Consider the following 20,468-nt stretch of genomic DNA (forward strand, 5'->3'; position numbering starts at 1 on the left):
GATTATCCTCGGATCGCCCAGAAGGCCAGGTTCAAGCCCGGGAACTGCCCGGCGATGTGGAAGGCGAAGCCGCCGGAGTTGCCCAGCTGTTGCCAGGCTTCGCTGCCGCGATCCAGCTCGTAATAGGTGGAACCTGCGTGGTACGGCAATTGGCGCGGCGCCACGGGCAGAGGCAACAGGGTGATGCCCGGCAGTTGCAGGTTGACCAGGTCGCGGATGTGCTCTACCGAGCCGACCTTGCTCTGCTGGCCGAAGCGCGCACGCAGGGTCTCGCCGGGGACATCGGCACGCACCACCAGAATGAAGCTGGCGCTATCGAGCAGGGTCTTGTCGGCCAGCATCGCCACGTGGACACCGTAGGCTTTCTCGACAATCGGGATCGGCGTGGCCTTGCTGTCGATCAGCATCGACAGCGCTTCACGCAGGGCGGCCATCACTGGGGCAAAGCTCAGGGCCAGGTCGTCGTGCTGATACTGCGGGTATTCCTGGGGGCGTCGGCCCGAGGTCGAGAACGTCGAGAACTCACCCGCCAGGCTCACCAGTTCGCTGAAGAAACGCTCCGGGTGCAGCGGGCTCAGTTGGCTCAAATGCTGGATCAGCGGTTGGGCACGGTTGACCAGTTGCAGCAGCATGAAGTCGGCAATCTCCGATGCGCCACCGGCGCCCGAGGCGACCACGCGCCCCGCCAGGGCTTCGCCGCGCTGGTGCAGCAGGCCAAGCAGTTCGCTGCGAAATGCCGTCAGTGGCTTGCTCGCGGCCACGTCCAGCACCGGCGGGATGTAGGTGTCGTCGAGTACCAGTGCGCGGTCGGCGCGCTTTTCCTTGATGCGCACCAGGCCGATGGCGGCGTAATCGCTGATGCCATCCTGGGCGGTCAGCAGGCGCAGGGCCCGGGCGCCCACGGCCACCGGAGCGCGGTTTTCGAACGGTGCGTTGTCGTCGCGCACTTCGCGCACCTGGCTCACGTAACGCGCGGCTTCCAGGGCTTCGCCTTCATCCACCGTATCGCGAGCACCGGCACGCTTGAGCGGCAGCGCCAGGTACACCAGGCCATCACGCAGGTTGTCATCGATGTTCAACGGGCTCGGCGCCAGGTCGTCCTGGGGAATGTTGAACGGCGTGCCGTCGGGCAACAGACCGCGCGCCGAGACAATCGCCAGCTTGCCCTGGGCCAGCAGGCCCTGGTCGATCAGCAATTCGGAAAAACCCCAACTGCCTGCGGACAGCGGGCGGCTACGGGCGTCGATCAGGTTTTCCAGGTAACGGTCATGCTGCTGGAAGTGCTGCGTTCCGATGAACATGCCTTCCGACCAGACCACGCGATTGTTCCAGGACATGGGGGCTCCGATTGCTTCTTATTGGGCAGGGCTGGATGGGGTGACCACGACGTCGGCGCGCACGGCACGCACATCGAGGCTGATCTGGTATTCGGTGTATTGGCGCGCGGGCACATTGATCACCGTGCGCCACTGCGCGCGGTCCAACTCGCGATAGCCCACGAGCAAACCGATCTGGCGCGTGGACGGGTCGAGATCGCGCTGGATGGTCAGTTGCTCGCCGGGTTGCACCATCACTTCATCCTGGTCCAGCAGGTCCAGGCCAAGGGTGGATTGGGCGCGGTCGGCCAATGCGAAGTAATCGGAGCGGGCGAAGGTGGCGGCGTTTTTCAGTTCGAAGATGCGCACCCGCACCGGGGCGGCCTGGCCGTTGGCGCCGGGGTTGAGCCCGCTGATCGCGTGAAAGTGCAGCTCGACGGCAGCCGTATCCGCTTCGGCCTCGGCGGTGGTTTCGGGTTTGGCGGCGTCTTTGGCACACGCCGTCAGCAGCAGCAAGGTGGCGGCTGCGAGTAAAAACCTGGGAATCATCCTGCGTCCTCAATGACGTACTTAGCTATCCGTTAATCCATGTGTTGCGGCGCGGTTTTACCGACGCTGTCGTGCGCTGTGCTCTTCGTAGGCCCGGCTGAATTCACGGCCGAACAGGTCCTGGAAGTCTTCCTGGGCCTCGCGGGAAATATTGCTGTAGAGCTCGGTGAACTGTTGCCAGTACTGCGCCTGGCGCGAGCCATTGAAAAGGCTCGACAGCCCGCCAGGCTTGCCCATGCGTTCTTCCAATTGCGCCGGTTCGAATCGGCTGAGCAAGTGCTTGATGGCCGCTTCCACGCCGGCCATCACCGCCAACTGGTGGGCACGCAAGTCGTTGAAACTGTCGCGCACGGCGAGGTCCGGTGCCATAAACGCTTGGTTACCGTGACGCAGCAAAAGCAGCAACGCTTCATCAGCATTGGGGGCAAATTTCAACGGATTGTTTTCCGCAGGCTGAATCATCGTCTGCTGCATGCGGAACTCGCCCTTGAGGCTGGCGCGGGCACGCAACACGTCGATCAGGCCTTCGACCATCAGGCGGTAGCTTCGGCCGATGCTTTCCATCTGGGCCTCGGCCTGGGCTTTGTCCAGGCGCAATTGGTCCAGGCCAGCGCCGCGCAGGAAGGCTTGCAGGAGGTCGGGTTGTTGGCTGTCTGCCACGGGGAGCATGGACTCGACCACGGGTGGCGGCGGGGTGACTGGCTGTGGCGTCGGCAGTGGTGGAGCACTGACGACAGGCGCAGGCGCATCGCCAAACAGGTCCCAGTCTTCGGGGATCACCGCGCCCGATACCACAGGCGGCTCGGCCACAGGCATCGCGACCGGCGTCGGCGGGCGGAAGTCGTGTTGCTCGGAAGGCACGTGGTCCGGCACCGTCGGTGGCGGCACGGCAGTGGGGCTGAGGAAATCAAACAGGTCCGGCAGCGTGTCCATCGAGGACGCTCCCTGGAACTGCGGCGCAATCACCGGCGTGGCGACGGGCGCGGGCGTGTTCACCACAGCGCCCATCAGCGCTTCAAAACTGTTCGGTGCATCGCCGGTAAACGGCTGACTGTCGATGGATTGCACGTTGAAGTCGATGCGCGCCTGGATCTCGTAATCGCCGATGCGGATCAGTTCACCATCTTGCAACAGTTCACTATTACCCCGGCGCATACGAATACCGGCTTTAACCAACTCCACACCATTTGTGCTGTTATCGGTTAAATAATAGCGGCCATCTTTGTATTGAATAACGCAATGTTGCGAGGACACCAGGCGCTCTGGATCAGGCAATACCCAGTCATTATCCGAGCTGCGGCCGATAGCCATCGCGCCCTGATTCATGGACTTTTCGGAGCACTGCCCAGGGGTAATCTTGTGATAACTAGTGATAGTCAAGCACAGCGACATCTTGCCTCCTTGCTGATACTTCGCGCGCGGTCGATTCCCGGAACAGCGCTTCCCGGGGTATCCCCATCAGGTCGAGCAATCGACCGTCCAAAACCTGTCAATACCAGCATGATCGCTGATCTTAACTGGGCTCTATGACAAAAATCCTGTCCCGGTGCGTCGTTCGACCCACCAGTCGCGCAGGTTGTTAAGCACCGCACATCTGTCACAGAGGGCGAATAGCTTACCTTGACAAGCCCTAAGTACTACACCAAAAATGCACAACTTCTTGAATACCAGTGATGGCACATTAGTGGCATCTTGCTTATATGACCAAGAAAACATGCAAAGTTCCTCGCGCAACTAATGCATGAATTGCCCGCCATCTAACGGGCTGATAGGGAGATCAAATTCAGTGGATGTGCCGTTGCTGCTCACCGCCGTTTCCGCGACTTCGCCTTGTGGCGAAGACATGGAATATGACGCGCAATTTCTGCAATTGGAGCGTGATGCCAAGGGCCAACCCGAGCGCAGCATGGGCGACGCCATCCTGCCCGCTGAACCGCCGGAATGGCGCAGCATCCAGCAGCAAAGCCTCGACTTGCTCGCGCGCAGCAAAGACCTGCGCATCACTCATTTCCTGTTGCAAAGCGCCCTCGCCCTCCAGGGCGTGGCCGGCCTGGCCGAAGCCCTGACGCTGATCGACGCCCTGCTGCGCGACTACTGGGCCGACCTGCACCCGCGCCTGGACGCCGACGACGATAACGACCCCACCGTGCGCATCAACGCCCTCACCGGCCTGACCTGCGACACCAACATCCGCCTGCTGCGCGAAAGCATCCTCACGCGCTCGCGCACCTTCGGCCCCGTGACCCTTCGCGCGGCGCTCAACGCCAGCGGCCTGTTGAACTTTCCCGATGAACAACTCGGCGCCCAGCAACTCAACGCCGCGTTCCTCGACAGCGACCCCGAGCAACTGCAGGCCACCCGCGACGCCCTGATTGCAGCGCGTGCGGCGTGCGAAGCCATCGAACAACAGGTCAACGATCAGGTCGGTTCCGCCCAAGGCGTGGACCTCAGTGCCTTGAAGCAACCGCTCAAGCAGGCGTTGCAGATACTCAACCAAGCGGTGCCCGGCACCGCTGGCAGCAGCGAACCCGAGGCCGTCAGTGACGACAATGCCCCCTCGGTCGACGTCGCCGCCGCCCCCGCAGCACCTCGCCCCGCTGGCGATATCGCCAGCCGCGACGATGTGCTGCGCAGCCTCGACAAGATCCTTGCGTACTACACCCGGCACGAGCCTTCGAGCCCGCTGCCGGTGCTGTTGAACCGGGCCAAGAATCTGGTGCATGCCGACTTTGCGGCCATCGTGCGCAATCTGATTCCCGACGGCATGTCCCAATTTGAAAACCTGCGTGGCCCGGACGGCGAGTAAGCCGCCCGACTGTGCAGTAACAACACCGTCGCTCAAGCGACCAGGAGCAGCAACGTGGCGAAGCAAAGTTCTCAGAAATTCATCGCGCGCAACCGCGCGCCTCGAGTGCAGATCGAGTACGACGTCGAGCTTTACGGCGCCGAAAAAAAGGTCCAGCTGCCCTTCGTGATGGGTGTGATGGCCGACCTCGCCGGCAAGCCCGCCGAGCCTCTGGCGCCAGTGGCCGACCGCAAGTTTCTTGAGGTGGACGTCGACAACTTCGACTCACGCCTCAAGGCCATGCAGCCGCGCGTGGCGTTCCACGTACCGAACGAACTGACCGGCGAAGGCAACCTGAGCCTGGACATCACCTTCGAAAGCATGGACGACTTCAGCCCGGCCGCCGTGGCCCGCAAGGTCGACTCGCTGAACCAACTGCTCGAAGCCCGCACCCAGCTGGCCAACCTGCTGACCTACATGGACGGCAAGACTGGCGCTGAAGAAATCATCATGAAGGCGATCAAGGACCCGGCACTGCTTCAGGCACTTGCCAGCGCGCCCAAGCCTGCAGGGGATCAGTAATCATGACCGACAATACCGCCCGCGAAGGCAGCCAGATCCTGGGTGCCACCGAAGAAGCCAGCGAGTTCGCCAACCTGCTGCTGCAAGAGTTCAAGCCCAAGACCGAGCGTGCCCGCGAAGCCGTGGAAACCGCCGTACGCACCTTGGCCGAACAGGCTTTGGCACAAACCGACCTGGTGTCCAATGACGCGATCAAGTCGATCGAATCGATCATCGCCGCCATCGACGCCAAGCTGACCGCCCAGGTCAACCAGATCATCCACCACCAGGATTTCCAGCAGTTGGAAAGCGCCTGGCGCGGCCTGCACTATCTGGTCAACAACACCGAGAGCGATGAGCAGCTGAAGATTCGCGTGCTCAACATCTCCAAGCCGGACCTGCACAAGACCCTGAAGAAATTCAAGGGTACCGCATGGGACCAGAGCCCGATCTTCAAGAAGATGTACGAAGAAGAATACGGTCAGTTCGGCGGCGAGCCATACGGCTGCCTGGTGGGCGACTACTACTTCGACCAGTCGCCACCGGATGTGGAACTGCTGGGCGAACTGTCGAAAGTCTGCGCCGCCATGCACTCCCCGTTTATCGCTGCCGCTTCGCCGACCGTGATGGGCATGGGCTCGTGGCAGGAACTGTCAAACCCGCGCGACCTGACCAAGATCTTCACCACCCCGGAATACGCTGGCTGGCGCTCGCTGCGTGAGTCGGAAGATTCGCGCTACATCGGCCTGACCATGCCGCGTTTCCTGGCACGCCTGCCGTACGGCGCCAAGACCGACCCGGTGGAAGCCTTCGCCTTCGAAGAAAACACCGACGGTGCCGACAGCTCCAAGTACACCTGGGCCAACGCCGCGTACGCGATGGCAGTGAACATCAATCGTTCGTTCAAGCACTACGGCTGGTGCTCGCGCATCCGTGGCATCGAGTCTGGCGGTGAAGTGGAAAACCTGCCGGCGCACACGTTCCCTACCGATGACGGTGGCGTGGACATGAAGTGCCCGACCGAAATCGCCATCAGCGACCGCCGTGAAGCGGAGCTGGCGAAGAACGGTTTCATGCCGCTGCTGCACAAGAAAAACACTGACTTCGCCGCGTTCATTGGCGCCCAGTCGTTGCAGAAGCCGGCCGAATACGATGACCCGGACGCCACCGCCAACGCCAACCTGGCCGCGCGCCTGCCGTACCTGTTCGCCACCTGCCGCTTCGCCCACTACTTGAAGTGCATCGTGCGCGACAAGATCGGTTCCTTCAAAGAGAAGGACGAGATGCAGCGCTGGTTGCAGGACTGGATCCTCAACTACGTTGACGGTGACCCTGCGCACTCCACCGAAACCACCAAGGCCCAGCATCCATTGGCGGCCGCCGAAGTGATCGTGGAAGAAGTGGAAGGCAACCCGGGGTACTACAACTCCAAGTTCTACCTGCGCCCGCACTACCAGCTCGAAGGGCTGACCGTGTCGCTGCGTCTGGTATCGAAGCTGCCTTCGGCGAAAAGTGCATAAGTAAAAGCGAACTCGCTCTACTGTGGGAGCGGGCTTGCTCGCGAAGGCGCAGTGTCAGTCGGCACAAGTATTGACTGATCCAACGCCTTCGCGAGCAAGCCCGCTCCCACACAAACCAAATCGAGTGGCGCACGCCACACAGGGAGAAAACATGGCTGTTGATATTTTCATCAAGATCGGCGACATCAAGGGCGAGTCCATGGACAAGGCCCACAAGGACGAAATCGACGTGCTGAACTGGAGCTGGGGCATGGCCCAGTCCGGCAACATGCATGTCGGCGGTGGCGGCGGCGCGGGCAAGGTGAATATCCAGGACCTGTCGCTGACCAAGTACGTCGACAAGGCTTCGCCGAACCTGATGATGCACTGCGCCAGCGGCAAGCACATCGACAAGGTCAAGCTGACCGTGCGCAAGGCCGGTGGCGAAAGCCAGGTCGAGTACATGGTGATCAACCTGGAAGAAGTGCTGGTGACTTCCCTGAGCACGGGCGGTTCGGGCACCGATGACCGCCTGACCGAAAACGTCACCCTGAACTTTGCCCAAGTGATGGTCGACTACCAGCCGCAGAAAGCCGACGGCACCAAAGACGGCGGCGCGATCAAGTTTGGCTGGAACATCCGCTCCAACACCAAGCGCTGATAGCTCTGGTGGCCGTGGCTGCGCGCCACGGCCCCAGGCCTCCCCGCTCACCCACCGTCCCCCTCACAACCCGTCCGTGGAGCTGCTTTGGTGGTAACTGAAATCGCTTCCCGCGACCGTCTGCAACCGTCCCTGCTGGACCGGCTGACCGACGACGACCCGACCAATCCCAAGGAAAGCGCCGACAAACGCGTGCTGTCCCTGACCCAATTAAAAGCCTCGGTGCTGCGTGACCTGGCGTGGCTGCTCAACACCACGTCGTTGCTCGATGCCGATGCCACGCTGCACACCCCGGCCGGCACATCGGTGGTTAATTACGGCCTGCCGGCGCTGGCGGGCAACAGTGTTTCCAGTGTCGACATCAAGGCCCTGGAAGCCCTGATCTACCAGGCCATCGCAACCTTTGAACCGCGCATCCTGCGCCACACCCTGCGGGTCAAAGCCCGCGTCGGCCATGGCGAGATGAACCATAACGCCCTGAGTTTCGAGATTGAAGGCGACCTGTGGGCCCAGCCGGTGCCATTGCGCCTGCTGCTGCAAACTGACCTCGACCTGGAATCAGGCCACGTGCGCGTGGTGAATGCCGACCAGCGGAGACGCCCATGAATCCGCGCCTGCTAGAGCTGTACAACCAGGAACTGCACCACGTGCGCGAAAGCGCCGCCGAGTTCGCCAAGGAATACCCGAAGATCGCCAGTCGGCTGACCCTGTCCGGCATGGACTGCGCCGACCCGTACGTCGAACGCCTGCTCGAAGGTTTTGCCTACCTCACCGCCCGCGTGCAGCTCAAGCTCGATGCCGAGTACCCGACCTTCACCCACAACCTGCTGGAAATCGCCTACCCGCACTACTTGGCGCCCACGCCGTCGATGACCGTGGTGCAATTGCAGACCGACCCGGACGAGGGCTCCCTGGCCAGTGGTTTCCCACTGCCCCGCGACACTGTCCTGCGCGCCGCATTAGGTCGTGAAACCCAGACCTGTTGCGAGTACCGCACTGCTCATCCAGTGACGTTATGGCCGTTGCAAGTGAGCAACGCCGAGTACTTCGGCAACCCCGCCGCCGTGTTGGGCCGTTTGGCCGCCAGCGAGCCGAAAGCCAAGGCCGGCCTGCGCCTGACCCTGCGCACCGGCGCCGAATTGCCCTTCAACAGCCTCGACCTGGATAACCTGCCGCTGTACCTCAGCGGTGCTGACGAACAACCGTTCCGCCTTTACGAGCAACTGCTGGGCAACGCCTGCGCGGTGTTTGCACGCAAGCCGGGGGGCGATTGGGTCGAGCGCCTGCCACAAGACGCACTGCGCTCGCGGGGTTTCGATGACGCCGACGCCGCCATGCCGGTTGTTGCGCGTGCGTTCCAGGGCTATCGCCTGTTGCAGGAATACTTTGCCCTGCCCCACCGCTTCCTGTTCGTCGAGTTCGCTGAGCTGAGCCGCGCGGTCAAACGCTGCGACGGCCAGGAACTGGAACTGATCGTGCTGTTCGACCGCCATGAGCCGAGTTTGGAAGGCAGCGTCGGCGCGGCGCAGTTCCTGCCGTTCTGCACCCCGGCGATCAACTTGTTCCCCAAGCGCGTGGACCGCATCCACTTGTCTGACCGGGTCAACGAACACCATGTGATCGCCGACCGTACGCGCCCGATGGATTTCGAGATTCATTCGTTGAGTGGCATCACAGGACACGGCACTGGGCCGGAGCAGCCATTTTTGCCGTTCTATGCAGTGCGTGATCCCTCCCGCTACGGCCGGGACCAGGCGTACTACACGGTGCGCCGCGAGCCGCGCGTGTTGTCCAGCGACCAACGCCGCAACGGTCCGCGCTCCACTTATGTCGGCAGCGAAACCTTCGTCAGCCTGGTGGACAGCCGGCAGTCACCGTACCGCCACGACCTGCGCCAACTCGGCGTGACCGCGCTGTGCACCAACCGCGATCTGCCACTGTTCATGAGCATCGGCAACGGCAAGACCGACTTCACCCTGGCCGACAGCGCCCCGGTGCTGTCCGTACGTTGCGTGGCAGGCCCCAGTCGTCCGCGCGCCAGCCATGCCCATGACGCCAAGGCCTGGCGCCTGATAAGCCAGTTGTCGCTCAACTATCTGTCGTTGAGCGAACAGGGCCAGGGCGCCGCGGCCTTGCGCGAACTGTTGCGCCTGTATGGCGACAGCAACGACGCCGCCCTGCAATTGCAGATCGAAGGCCTGCGCGACGTCAGCAGCAAAGCGGTGACCCGCCGCCTGCCGATGCCCGGCCCGATCGTATTTGGGCGCGGGTTGGAGATCACCCTGGAATTCGATGAAAACGCGTTTCGCGGCACCGGCGTGTTCCTGCTCGGTGCGGTGCTGGAACGCTTCCTGGCACGCTACGTGTCGATCAACAGTTTTACCGAGACGGTGATCCGTACCACCGAACGCGGCGAGATCATGCGATGGAAAGCCAAGCCCGGACGTCGTCCGACCCTGTGAGTACCCTGGATGCGATGCATCAGGAGCCCTGGGAATACGATTTCTTCCAGGCGCTGCGGCGTATCGAGTGCGAATCGCCGGACCTGCCGCGCCTGGGCCATTCCCTGCGCCTGGCGGATGATCCGCTGCGCCTGGGGCAACAGGCCGACTGCACCTTCGCGCCGGCCACACTGGCCTCGGTCGATCCCGGTGGCGACGGCAAGCCGGCGCGGCTCGAGCAGTTCTTCTTCGGCCTTGGCGGACCCAATGGCCCGCTGCCGCTGCATATCACCGAATATGTGCGCGAGCGCCAGCGCAACAACGCCGACAGCACCAGCAAGCAGTTTTTGGATGTGTTCCACCATCGCCTGCTCAGCCTGTTTTACCGGGCATGGGCAGAGGCCCGGCCGACGGTCAGCCACGACCGCCCGGACGATGATTACTGGTCCGCGCGCCTCGCTGCGTTGAGTGGACGGGGCATGCCGAGCCTGCTGAATCAGGGACTCATCCCGGACACCGCGAAGCTGCATTACAGCGGCCATCTGTCCGCGCAAACCCGCTATCCCGACGGCCTGAAAGCCATTCTCGGCGAGTACTTCGGGCTGCCTGTGGAGATTGAAGAGTACGTCGGCCAATGGTTGGAGTTGCCCGAACGCAGCCGCGTCAGCGTGAGCGCCAACCGCCTGGGCGTGGACTTTTGCCTGGGCAGCTTCGTATGGGACCGCCAGCACAAATTCCGTATCCGCCTGGGCCCGCTCACGCTGGAGGACTACATGGGCATGCTGCCCGGCCAACAGCCGTTCAACGAGCTGGTGGCGTGGGTGGCCGAGTACCTGGGCCATGAACTGGACTGGGACCTCAACCTGGTTTTGCAACAACCTGAAGTGCCGGCACTGCAACTCAACGGCCAGTTCCGCCTGGGCTTCAACACCTGGCTCGGTAGCCCTGCGCACGACGCCAACGACCTAATCCTGGCCCGGCATTACGCCGATCAGGCCACCACCTCAAGGAATCCAGAGCATGGGTGAAATCAGTCGCGCCGCACTGTTCGGCAAACTCAACAGCGTGGCCTACAAGGCCATCGAAGCCGCCACCGTGTTCTGCAAGCTGCGGGGCAACCCGTATGTGGAACTGGCTCACTGGTTTCACCAGTTGCTGCAACTGCAGGACTCGGACCTGCACCGCATCATCCGTCAGTTCAACGTGGAGCCGGCGCGCCTGGCCCGTGACCTCACCGAAGCGCTGGATCGTTTGCCGCGTGGCTCGACCTCGATCACCGACCTGTCCTCGCATGTGGAAGAAGCGGTTGAGCGCGGCTGGGTCTACGGCAGCCTGATGTTCGGTGAAAGCCAAGTGCGCACCGGTTACTTGGTGCTTGGTATCTTGAAGACACCCAGCCTGCGTCATGCGTTGCTGGGCTTGTCGTCGGAATTCGACAAGATCAAGGCCGAAGCCCTGAGCGAGCGCTTTGACGAATACGTCGGCGATTCGCCGGAAAATGCCCTGAGCGCAAGCGACGGTTTCAACGCCGGCGCCGTTCCGGGCGAAGCCAGCGGTGCGATGGCGCCGAGTGCGATGGGCAAGCAGGAAGCCCTCAAGCGTTTCACGGTCGACCTGACCGAACAGGCGCGCAGCGGCAAACTCGACCCGATTGTTGGCCGTGATGAAGAAATCCGCCAACTGGTCGACATCCTCATGCGCCGCCGCCAGAACAACCCGATCCTCACCGGTGAAGCCGGGGTGGGCAAGACCGCGGTGGTCGAAGGTTTCGCCCTGCGTATCGTCGCCGGTGACGTGCCGCCAGCATTGAAAGACGTGGAACTGCGCAGCCTTGATGTGGGCCTGCTGCAAGCCGGCGCCAGCATGAAAGGCGAATTCGAACAGCGCCTGCGCCAGGTTATAGAAGACGTGCAGGCCTCGCCCAAGCCGATCATTCTGTTTATCGACGAAGCCCACACACTGGTGGGTGCCGGTGGTGCCGCCGGCACCGGTGATGCAGCCAACCTGCTCAAGCCGGCGTTGGCACGTGGCACCTTGCGCACCGTGGCCGCGACCACCTGGGCCGAGTACAAGAAGCACATCGAGAAGGACCCGGCGCTGACCCGGCGTTTCCAGGTGGTGCAAGTCGCCGAGCCGTCGGAGGACAAGGCGCTGCTGATGATGCGCGGCGTGGCGTCGACCATGGAAAAACACCACCAGGTGCAGATCCTCGATGAGGCGCTGGAAGCCTCGGTGAAGCTATCTCATCGCTACATTCCAGCGCGCCAGTTGCCGGACAAGTCCGTGAGCCTGCTGGACACCGCCTGCGCTCGCGTCGCCATCAGCCTGCACGCGGTTCCGGCCGAAGTGGACGACAGCCGCCGTCGCATCGAAGCCCTGGAAACCGAGTTGCAGATCATCGCCCGCGAACACGCCATCGGCATTGCAATTGGTGCGCGCCAGACCAACACCGAGACGCTGTTGAGCGCTGAGCGTGAGCGTCTTGAAACCTTGGAAAGCCGTTGGGCTGAAGAGAAAGCGCTGGTAGATGAGCTGCTCGCCACCCGGGCAACGTTGCGCGAAAAAGTCGGTGTCGTGGACAGCCCTGCCGGGAACAACGAGAGCGATGAATTGCGCGCCCAGCTGGTCGACCTGCAACAACGCCTGACCGCGCTGCAAGGCGAAACCCCACTGATCCTGCCCACCGTGGATTACCAGGCCGTGGCCTCGGTGGTCGCCGACTGGACCGGCATCCCGGTCGGCCGCATGGCGCGCAACGAGCTGGAAACGGTGCTCAACCTCGACCAGCACCTGAAGAAACGCATCATCGGCCAGGACCACGCCCTGCAGATGATCGCCAAGCGCATCCAGACATCCCGCGCCGGCCTCGACAACCCGAGCAAGCCGATTGGCGTGTTCATGCTGGCCGGCACCTCCGGCGTGGGCAAGACCGAAACCGCCCTGGCCCTGGCCGAAGCCATGTACGGCGGCGAGCAGAACGTCATCACCATTAACATGAGCGAATTCCAGGAAGCCCATACGGTGTCGACCCTCAAGGGCGCACCTCCGGGCTATATCGGCTACGGCGAAGGCGGCGTGCTGACCGAAGCGGTACGGCGCAAACCCTACAGCGTGGTGCTGCTGGATGAGGTGGAAAAAGCCCACCCGGACGTGCATGAAATCTTCTTCCAGGTGTTCGACAAGGGCGTGATGGAGGACGGCGAAGGCCGGGTGATCGACTTCAAGAACACCCTGATCCTGCTGACGACCAACGCCGGCACCGAGCTGATTTCCCAGGTGTGCAAAGACCCGGCGAACGTGCCGGAGCCGGAGGAAATCGCCAAGGCCCTGCGCCAGCCGCTGCTGGAGATTTTCCCGCCTGCGCTGCTCGGCCGCCTGGTAACCATCCCTTACTACCCGCTGAGCGACGAGATGCTCAAGGCAATCACCCGCCTGCAACTCAACCGCATCAAGAAGCGTGTGGAGACGACGCACAAAGTGGCCTTCGATTACGACGACGCGGTGGTCGACCTGATCGTCTCGCGTTGCACCGAGACCGAAAGCGGCGGGCGCATGATCGACACCATTCTCACCAACAGCCTGCTGCCGGACATGAGCCGTGAGTTCCTCACGCGCATGCTCGAAGGCAAGGCGTTGGCGGGGGTACGGATCAGCAGCCGGGATAATGAATTGCACTACGACTTCAGCGACGCAGATTGACCTGACGGAACACGGTCAAAATGTGGGAGCTGGCTTGCCTGCGATAGCGGTGTATCAGTCAACATCAATGTTGAATGTTCAATTGCTATCGCAGGCAAGCCAGCTCCCACATTGGATTCGGTTCCTTCAGTAATCAAGACCTTTACAGGACGCCCAATGCTATTCAACCAAGCCTCACGCCTGGCCAAGATCACCAGCCCCCTCGGGCCGGATGTGCTGCTGCTCAATGAAATGGGCGGCGGTGAAGAGCTGGGCAGGCTGTTCAACTATGAGCTGCAACTGACGTCCCTGGACGCCAACATCGACCTCAACCAGTTGCTCGGCAAGCCCATGAGCGTGGGCCTGCAACTGGCGGACGGAGGTGAGCGGCACTTTCACGGCATCGTCGCGCGGTGCAGCCAGAACATCGACCAGGGCCAGTTCGCCAGTTACCAGGTGACGCTGCGTCCTTGGTTGTGGCTGCTCAGCCGCACGTCCGACTGCCGGATTTTCCAGAACCTGAGCATTCCGCAGATCATCAAGCAGGTGTTCCGCGACCTGGGGTTTTCCGACTTCGAGGACGCCCTGAGCCGGCCGTACCGCGAGTGGGAATACTGCGTGCAGTACCGCGAGACCAGCTTTGATTTCGTCAGCCGTTTGATGGAACAGGAAGGTATCTACTACTTCTTCCGCCACGAGCAGGACCGCCATGTGCTAGTGCTGGCCGACGCCTACGGCGCCCACACCACCGTGCCCGGCTACGCGTCGATCCCGTACTACCCCAAGGACGAGCAGCAGCGCGAACGCGACCACATGCACAACTGGCACCTGGCGCACGAGGTGCAGCCGGGATCGATGGAGCTCAACGACTACGACTTCCAACGCCCCAGCGCCAGCATCGACGTGCGCTCGGCCATGCCGCGCCCGCACACCGCCGGCGACTATCCGCTGTACGACTACCCCGGCACCTACGTGCAAAGCGAAGACGGCGAGCACTATGCGCGCACCCGCATCGAAGCCCTGCAAACCCTGCATGAACAGATCGAGTTCAACGGCAACGCCCGTGGCCTGGGTTCGGGGCATTTGTTCAGCCTGACCGGCTTCAGTCGCCAGGACCAGAACCGCGAATACCTGATCGTCGGCTGCCGCTACTACATCGTCCAGGAAAGCCTGGAAAGCGGCGGCGGCTCAGGTTCGGCGCAGTTCGAAAGCAGCCTCACCTGCATCGACGCCCAGCAGAGTTTCCGCCCGCTGGCCAACACCCATCGGCCCATCGTCAAAGGCCCGCAGACCGCGCTGGTGGTCGGCCCCAAGGGCGAGGAAATCTGGACTGACCAGTACGGCCGCGTAAAAGTGCACTTCTACTGGGACCGTCACGACCAATCCAACGAGAACAGCTCATGCTGGATTCGTGTATCGCAATCCTGGGCCGGCAAGAACTGGGGTTCGATGCAGATCCCACGGATCGGCCAGGAAGTGATTGTGAGCTTTCTGGAAGGCGACCCCGACCGGCCGATCATCACCGGCCGCGTGTACAACGCCGAGCAGACAGTGCCCTACGACCTGCCGGAGAACGCTACCCAGAGCGGCATGAAAAGCCGCTCCAGCAAGGGCGGCAGCCCAGCCAACTTCAATGAAATCCGCATGGAGGACAAGAAGGGGTTGGAGCAGTTGTATATCCACGCCGAGCGCAATCAGGACATCGTGGTGGAGGTGGATGAGAGCCATTCGGTGGGGCATGACCGTAACAAAAGCATCGGGCATAACGAGACGGTGACCATCGGCAACAACCGCCTGCGCATCGTCAAGCAGGAAGACATCCTCTCAGTAGGCCAGAAGAAGACCGACAGCATCAGCCAGAGCTACGTCATCGAAGTGGGCGAAAACCTGCGCCTGGTCTGCGGCGAAAGCATTTTGGAGTTGAACGCCAGTGGGCAGATCAACCTCACCGGCGTGCAGATCAGCTTCTATGCCAGCGGCGACGCAGAGTTCAACACCGGCGGCGTCCTGCACCTGAACAACGGCGGCGGCCCCGGCGCCACGCCGGATGGCCAGGGCCAGAAAGGCGCCATCGACGCCAACATCAAAGCCGCGTTCCCCGCGCCTAAAAGTTCCTGACGAGACCTGTTTTCATGACGTATCGAATCAACGAATTCCAGTTTCAACTGCCCGCCAGTGAGTTGCAGGACGCGACAATCAATATCCTCAAGTTCCCTGAATTGGGAACATCCCTGATTGTCAGCCGCAGCCTGCTCGCCGAGGGTGAAACCCTGCACAGCAACTTCAACGACCAGCTCCAGCGCCTGGAAAAGCAGGTGCAGGATTTGCGCTACCAACCCGGTGTGGACGTGCGTTTGGGCGCAGCCCAAGAAGTGGAAGGCATCGAGCTGCGCAGCCAGTTCAACAAGGGCAATGACAAAGTGTTCCAGTACCAGTTGGCGCTGGTGCTACCGGGAACGCGCAAGATGCTCGCCTTGAGTTACGTGAAGGCCGACAAGCTCGGGGATGCCGAGGCGGCGCATTGGGCGTTGATTAAAAATTCGCTGTCGTTCGACGCTGTTTCTTGATGAGCTGCTTGTATGTCTGACGCTCTATGGGCTGCCCGGATGGGCGATGCGCTGACCCACACCTCCATGATGGCCGACATCCTCGGCGGTGTGCTGGAAGTGGCGGCCAACGTGGCGATTACTGCGCTGGCGACTGCTGCTGTCGCGGCGGCCGTGGGGGTGACGATTGCTACCGCCGGTATCGGCGGCTGCATCCTCGGCGCGGTGGTGGGCATTGTCGTCGGCATGGCCATGAGCAAGACGGGGGCCGACAAGGGCCTCAGCAAGATGTGCGAGAGCTTCGCCAACGCGCTGTTCCCGCCCGTGGTGGAAGCCACGATTGCGGTGGGTTCGACCGACACTTTCGTCAACAGCATTCCGGCTGCACGGGCCGCAGGCTCCATTCCCTCGCACGTGGCGCCCGCTGGCACAGAGCTTGAGCAAGTGCCGCCGGAGCCCGACCCCGAGCCACGACCCGAGCCCGGCTTTCTGGACATGGCCGAGGGTTTCTTCTCCCAACTATGGCGCCCCACTGTCGCCACGCCTGCACCGGGCGTGGTACCGGCCCTCACCGACATGGTCCTGTGCGCCCGCCATCCACCGATGCCACCACAGCTTCTGGCCGAAGGGTCTGACAAAGTCACCATCAACGGCCAGCCCGCCGTGCGCAGTGGCGACCGCAGCATGTGCGATGCGACGGTGGTGTCGTCGGGGCTGATCTCGCCAAACGTCACCATTGGTGGTGGGACGGTGGTGGTGCAGGAGATTCGCAGCGGGAAAACCCCTGGGGTGGGGTTGGCGATTGAAGCGCTGATGATGCTGAAAGGTGCCAAAGGCAAGACGCTGAGTAATTTGCCGTGCATGTTGCTCGCGGGGGTAACTTCTTATGCCGTCAGCCAAGCGATGGGCGCTGCAGCCAATGCGACGATGGGGTCACCTAACCCGGTGCATGCGGCAACTGGGGCCAAGGTATTGGGTGGCGAGACTGAGCTGGATTTTGTATTGCCCGGCATCCTGCCAATCGATTGGCAACGTTTTTATAACTCGCGAGATGAGCGCCGCACCGGGATGTTTGGTGCAGGCTGGAGTGTCCCGTACGAGATCAGCGTAGAGATACTGCTACACCCTGACGGCGGTGAAGAATTGCTCTACACCGACGAGCAAGGCAGGCGAATCAACCTTGGCGGTATATCACTTGGCAGCGCGATGTTCAGTCCGGGAGAGGGTTTGAGCATTCGGCGACATCGCAATGGTCAGCTGCTGATCGAAAGCGCCGACGGTATATATCGCTTGTTCGAATCCACTCCGGCAAACGTATCACTGCTACGCCTTACTCAGCTTGGTGACCGCAACGACCATCGCATCCACCTCAACTACGACGCCGCCGGGCGTTTGGTGCAGTTGCACGACAACCTTGATCTGGTGCAGGTTGAATTAATCCGCGACCAGGGTCACGTGTCCAAGATTGAGCGTGTTTACCCTGATCAGCGTCGTGAAGTGCTCGTGAGTTACAGTTACAACGCAACTGGCGATCTGACAGAGGTGCGCGATGCCACCGGTCAGATACAACGACGCTTCAGTTACGACGCAGGCAGGCGGATGGTAGAGCACCAACTGCCTGCCGGACTGCGCTGTTTTTATGAGTGGGCCTTGGTTGAGGACGTGGAATGGCGCGTATCACACCATTGGACCGATGAAGGCGATGCTTACCATTTCGAGTACGACCTGAGTGCCGGTATCACGCGCATCACCGACGGCATGCAGCGCATCAGCATTCGTCATTGGAACAACCAGCACCAAATCACCAAGTACAGCGACAATCTTGGCCAGACCTGGCTGTTCGACTGGAACGATGAGCGCCAATTGCTCGGTGCTACCGATCCTCAGGGCGGGCGCTTTGAATATAGCTACGACGAAACCGGTAACCTCATCAGTGAAATCGACCCGCTGGGCCGTCGCGATTCGACGATGTGGCTCGAACACTGGGCATTACCTCTGGTTGAGACCAACCCCGCCAACCACAGCTGGCGCTATCAATACGATCAGCGCGGTAACTGCATCGCCGCCACCGACCCGATGGGCCACATTACCCGTTATCGCTACGACAGCCACGGCCACCCCGTGGAAATCATCGACGCTACCGGCAAAAGCAAAAAGCTGCGCTGGAGTCCGTTTGGGCAATTGGTCGAACACATCGATTGCTCGGGTTATTCGACGCGATTCGGTTACGACGAGCGGGGATTTTTACAGTTCATCACTGATGCGCTCGGAGAACGTACTCAGTTCAGCCATGACGCCCGTGGGCGGCTGATCAGCAGCCAATTGCCTGACGGGCGAACCGAACAGTACACACGTGATACCAGTGGCCTATTGCTGGGTTACACCGACCCGGCAGGGCACACCACGTTGTATCAACACAATAGGCGTGGCCAGGTGTGTCAGCAAACGGATGCCTATGGCCGACGGGTGAAGTTCGCTTATGACAGCTATGGACGGCTGAAAGCCCTGATCAACGAGAATGAAGAAAGCTACCAGTTTGTCTGGGACGCCGGGGATCGCTTGACCGAACAGCGAGACCTCGATGGCAGCGCCAAGCGCTACACCTATGATCTGCTGAACCACATGACTGCAATGACGGCCGTTCCCGCGCATTTCGACAATACTCTGGTCAACGCTGCCGAGACGCCGTCACCTATCGTTCACCGGATGGAACGCGACGCTGTTGGCCGACTGATTGCAAAAATGACCGATGATGGCCGCACCGAATACGTTTACGATTCGCTGGACCAGCTCTGCGCCGTCACCTTTACCGATCTGTCGGGCGATACCCAAGTCCTGAGTTTCGCATACGCTCCTCTCGGCCGGTTATTGACCGAACAAAGCCCTATGGGCACCTTGCAACATCACTATGACGAACTCGGCAATCTAACCCAGACCCAACTGCCTGACGGCCGCTGGCTTAATAGGCTGTATTACGGCAGCGGCCACTTGCATCAGATCAATCTGGACGGAGAAGTTATCAGCGACTTCGAGCGCGACCGCCTTCATCGTGAAGTGCTACGTACTCAAGGCCAGCTCAGCACACGTAGCGAATACGACCGGAGCGGTCGCCTGCGTTCACGCCATTGCCGTCATAGCCACCAGCCCATGCTGACGCCGGCGGCAATGCAACAGCACTTCGAATACGACCCCGCTGACAATTTGACCGGCAAACTCGATCAGCAACCAACGACCCAGCAGCGCCAGCTGTTGCACTACGACGCTACCGGCCGCATCACTGCCAGCCAGGATAACCTGCTGGGCCAGCGCGAAACCTTTACTTACGACGCCGCCGCCAACCTGCTGGACAGTCCGCACCCCGGAGCGGGCCTAGTAGTACATAACAAGCTGATGACCTATCAGGACAAGCGCTACCGTTATGACGGCTTCGGACGCATGATCGAAAAACGCAGCACCTCCCGAGGCGTACAACGATTTGCCTACGATGCAGAAAGCCGACTGATTGAAGTCCGCAATGAAAACGGCAACGTGGTGAAAATGCACTATGACCCACTGGGCCGACGCATCAAAAAAACGGAACACGGTATTGATGGTTACCCACTGAGTGAAACTCGTTTTTCCTGGGACGGCTTGCGTCTCTTGCAGGAACACAAATACAGCCAGACCAGCCTATACGTGTACGAAAATGAGGGCTATGAACCCCTGGCCCGCGTAGATGGCATTGGACAACTGCAGAAATTGCGTTATTACCATAACGATCTCAACGGCCTTCCGGCACAACTCAGCGAAGCTGACGGCCACATCGTCTGGCAGGCAACGTACCGGGTGTGGGGCAACACGCTGGAGGAAGTGCGAGAACCTCATTACATTGAAGAACAGAACCTGCGATTCCAGGGGCAGTATCTGGATCGAGAAACAGGGCTGCACTACAACACTTTCAGATTCTACGATCCGGATATAGGGCGCTTTACATCCCCTGACCCGATCAGCTTGATGGGAGGACTGAATCTCTACTTATACGGCTTCAACCCTTTCAGCTGGGTTGACCCGCTTGGCCTGGAAGGCATTGAGCTGGGCCCAGGTGAGCAATTAGGAAACCCGAAGGACATCAACTTTGCCCAGCGAACCATCAATAGCGCGTTCGATACTCCCGAAGGAAAAAAACCTATCCAATCTGTCGTCAACCAAGTTAAAAAGGGCAAACTGAAAGTTACCGATTTCCCACCAATTGAAGTGGTGAATGTCAAAGGCCAGCTTGTCGCACGGGATGGCAACAGCCGCCTGGCGATTGCTGTGCTGGGCAAGGCAAAACAAATTAAGTACAAGGTCATTACCGACCCTACCCTGCTACGCGACTTTAATACCCGACTCAGGAATAATGGCTTGCCAAATAGCGGTACGTCCAAAGTACCAACATGCAAAGGATAACGGC

At 61.1% G+C, this 20,468-nt stretch carries 14 protein-coding genes; 11 read left to right on the forward strand and 3 right to left on the reverse strand.

Annotation, left to right across the window (positions count from 1 at the left end):
- Nucleotides 1–2 precede the first annotated feature (2 nt).
- The 3 genes from tssK to tagH are packed head-to-tail and all read right to left on the reverse strand — an operon-like array spanning nucleotide 3 to nucleotide 3,257.
- A complete protein-coding gene (tssK, locus tag PF1751_RS27390; protein WP_010207541.1) occupies nucleotides 3–1,337 on the reverse strand; it encodes a type VI secretion system baseplate subunit TssK in 1,335 nt (444 codons plus the stop codon).
- An 18-nt stretch (nucleotides 1,338–1,355) separates the two neighbouring features.
- A complete protein-coding gene (gene tssJ, locus PF1751_RS27395; protein WP_021492587.1) occupies nucleotides 1,356–1,865 on the reverse strand; it encodes a type VI secretion system lipoprotein TssJ in 510 nt (169 codons plus the stop codon).
- A gap of 57 nt (nucleotides 1,866–1,922) precedes the next feature.
- Entirely contained in the window at nucleotides 1,923–3,257 is a 1,335-nt protein-coding gene (gene tagH, locus PF1751_RS27400; protein WP_038454043.1) for a type VI secretion system-associated FHA domain protein TagH, read from the reverse strand.
- A gap of 394 nt (nucleotides 3,258–3,651) precedes the next feature.
- On the opposite strand from tagH, the gene tssA reads away from it, so the two are divergent.
- The 11 genes from tssA to PF1751_RS27455 all read left to right on the forward strand — a co-directional run bounded on the left by tssA (nucleotide 3,652) and on the right by PF1751_RS27455 (nucleotide 20,464).
- Nucleotides 3,652–4,671, forward strand: coding sequence for a type VI secretion system protein TssA (gene tssA / locus PF1751_RS27405; RefSeq protein WP_010207546.1), 1,020 nt, complete (start codon nucleotides 3,652–3,654; stop codon nucleotides 4,669–4,671).
- Nucleotides 4,672–4,725: 54 nt separating this feature from the next.
- Nucleotides 4,726–5,232: a type VI secretion system contractile sheath small subunit gene (gene tssB, locus PF1751_RS27410; protein WP_010207547.1), complete on the forward strand. Its 507-nt coding sequence runs from the start codon at nucleotides 4,726–4,728 to the stop codon at nucleotides 5,230–5,232.
- Nucleotides 5,233–5,234: 2 nt separating this feature from the next.
- Entirely contained in the window at nucleotides 5,235–6,731 is a 1,497-nt protein-coding gene (gene tssC / locus PF1751_RS27415) for a type VI secretion system contractile sheath large subunit (RefSeq protein ID WP_010207548.1), read from the forward strand.
- 151 nt (nucleotides 6,732–6,882) lie between these two features.
- Entirely contained in the window at nucleotides 6,883–7,371 is a 489-nt protein-coding gene (locus PF1751_RS27420) for an Hcp family type VI secretion system effector (protein WP_005792512.1), read from the forward strand.
- Nucleotides 7,372–7,461: 90 nt separating this feature from the next.
- Complete coding sequence (gene tssE, locus PF1751_RS27425; protein WP_005792513.1) at nucleotides 7,462–7,977, forward strand: type VI secretion system baseplate subunit TssE; 516 nt, start codon at nucleotides 7,462–7,464, stop codon at nucleotides 7,975–7,977.
- Nucleotides 7,974–9,833 (forward strand): type VI secretion system baseplate subunit TssF, encoded by a 1,860-nt coding sequence (gene tssF / locus PF1751_RS27430; protein ID WP_010207553.1) that lies wholly within the window; start codon nucleotides 7,974–7,976, stop codon nucleotides 9,831–9,833. The genes tssE and tssF overlap by 4 nt, the downstream gene beginning before the upstream one ends.
- Nucleotides 9,797–10,840 carry a type VI secretion system baseplate subunit TssG gene (tssG, locus tag PF1751_RS27435; RefSeq protein WP_010207554.1) on the forward strand — a complete coding sequence of 348 codons (1,044 nt, stop codon included), beginning with the start codon at nucleotides 9,797–9,799 and terminating at the stop codon, nucleotides 10,838–10,840. The genes tssF and tssG overlap by 37 nt, the downstream gene beginning before the upstream one ends.
- Nucleotides 10,833–13,511, forward strand: coding sequence for a type VI secretion system ATPase TssH (gene tssH, locus PF1751_RS27440; protein WP_010207555.1), 2,679 nt, complete (start codon nucleotides 10,833–10,835; stop codon nucleotides 13,509–13,511). The genes tssG and tssH overlap by 8 nt, the downstream gene beginning before the upstream one ends.
- A 156-nt stretch (nucleotides 13,512–13,667) precedes the next feature.
- Nucleotides 13,668–15,608, forward strand: a complete 1,941-nt coding sequence (locus PF1751_RS27445) for a type VI secretion system Vgr family protein (RefSeq protein ID WP_010207556.1) — start codon at nucleotides 13,668–13,670, stop codon at nucleotides 15,606–15,608.
- A gap of 14 nt (nucleotides 15,609–15,622) precedes the next feature.
- Nucleotides 15,623–16,057 (forward strand): DcrB-related protein, encoded by a 435-nt coding sequence (locus PF1751_RS27450; protein WP_021492582.1) that lies wholly within the window; start codon nucleotides 15,623–15,625, stop codon nucleotides 16,055–16,057.
- A 12-nt stretch (nucleotides 16,058–16,069) separates the two neighbouring features.
- A complete protein-coding gene (locus tag PF1751_RS27455) occupies nucleotides 16,070–20,464 on the forward strand; it encodes an RHS repeat-associated core domain-containing protein (protein ID WP_226994533.1) in 4,395 nt (1,464 codons plus the stop codon).
- The last annotated feature ends 4 nt before the right edge of the window (nucleotides 20,465–20,468 follow it).

The organism is Pseudomonas simiae (genome assembly GCF_000934565.1).
Classification (GTDB): Bacteria; Pseudomonadota; Gammaproteobacteria; order Pseudomonadales; family Pseudomonadaceae; genus Aquipseudomonas; species Aquipseudomonas simiae.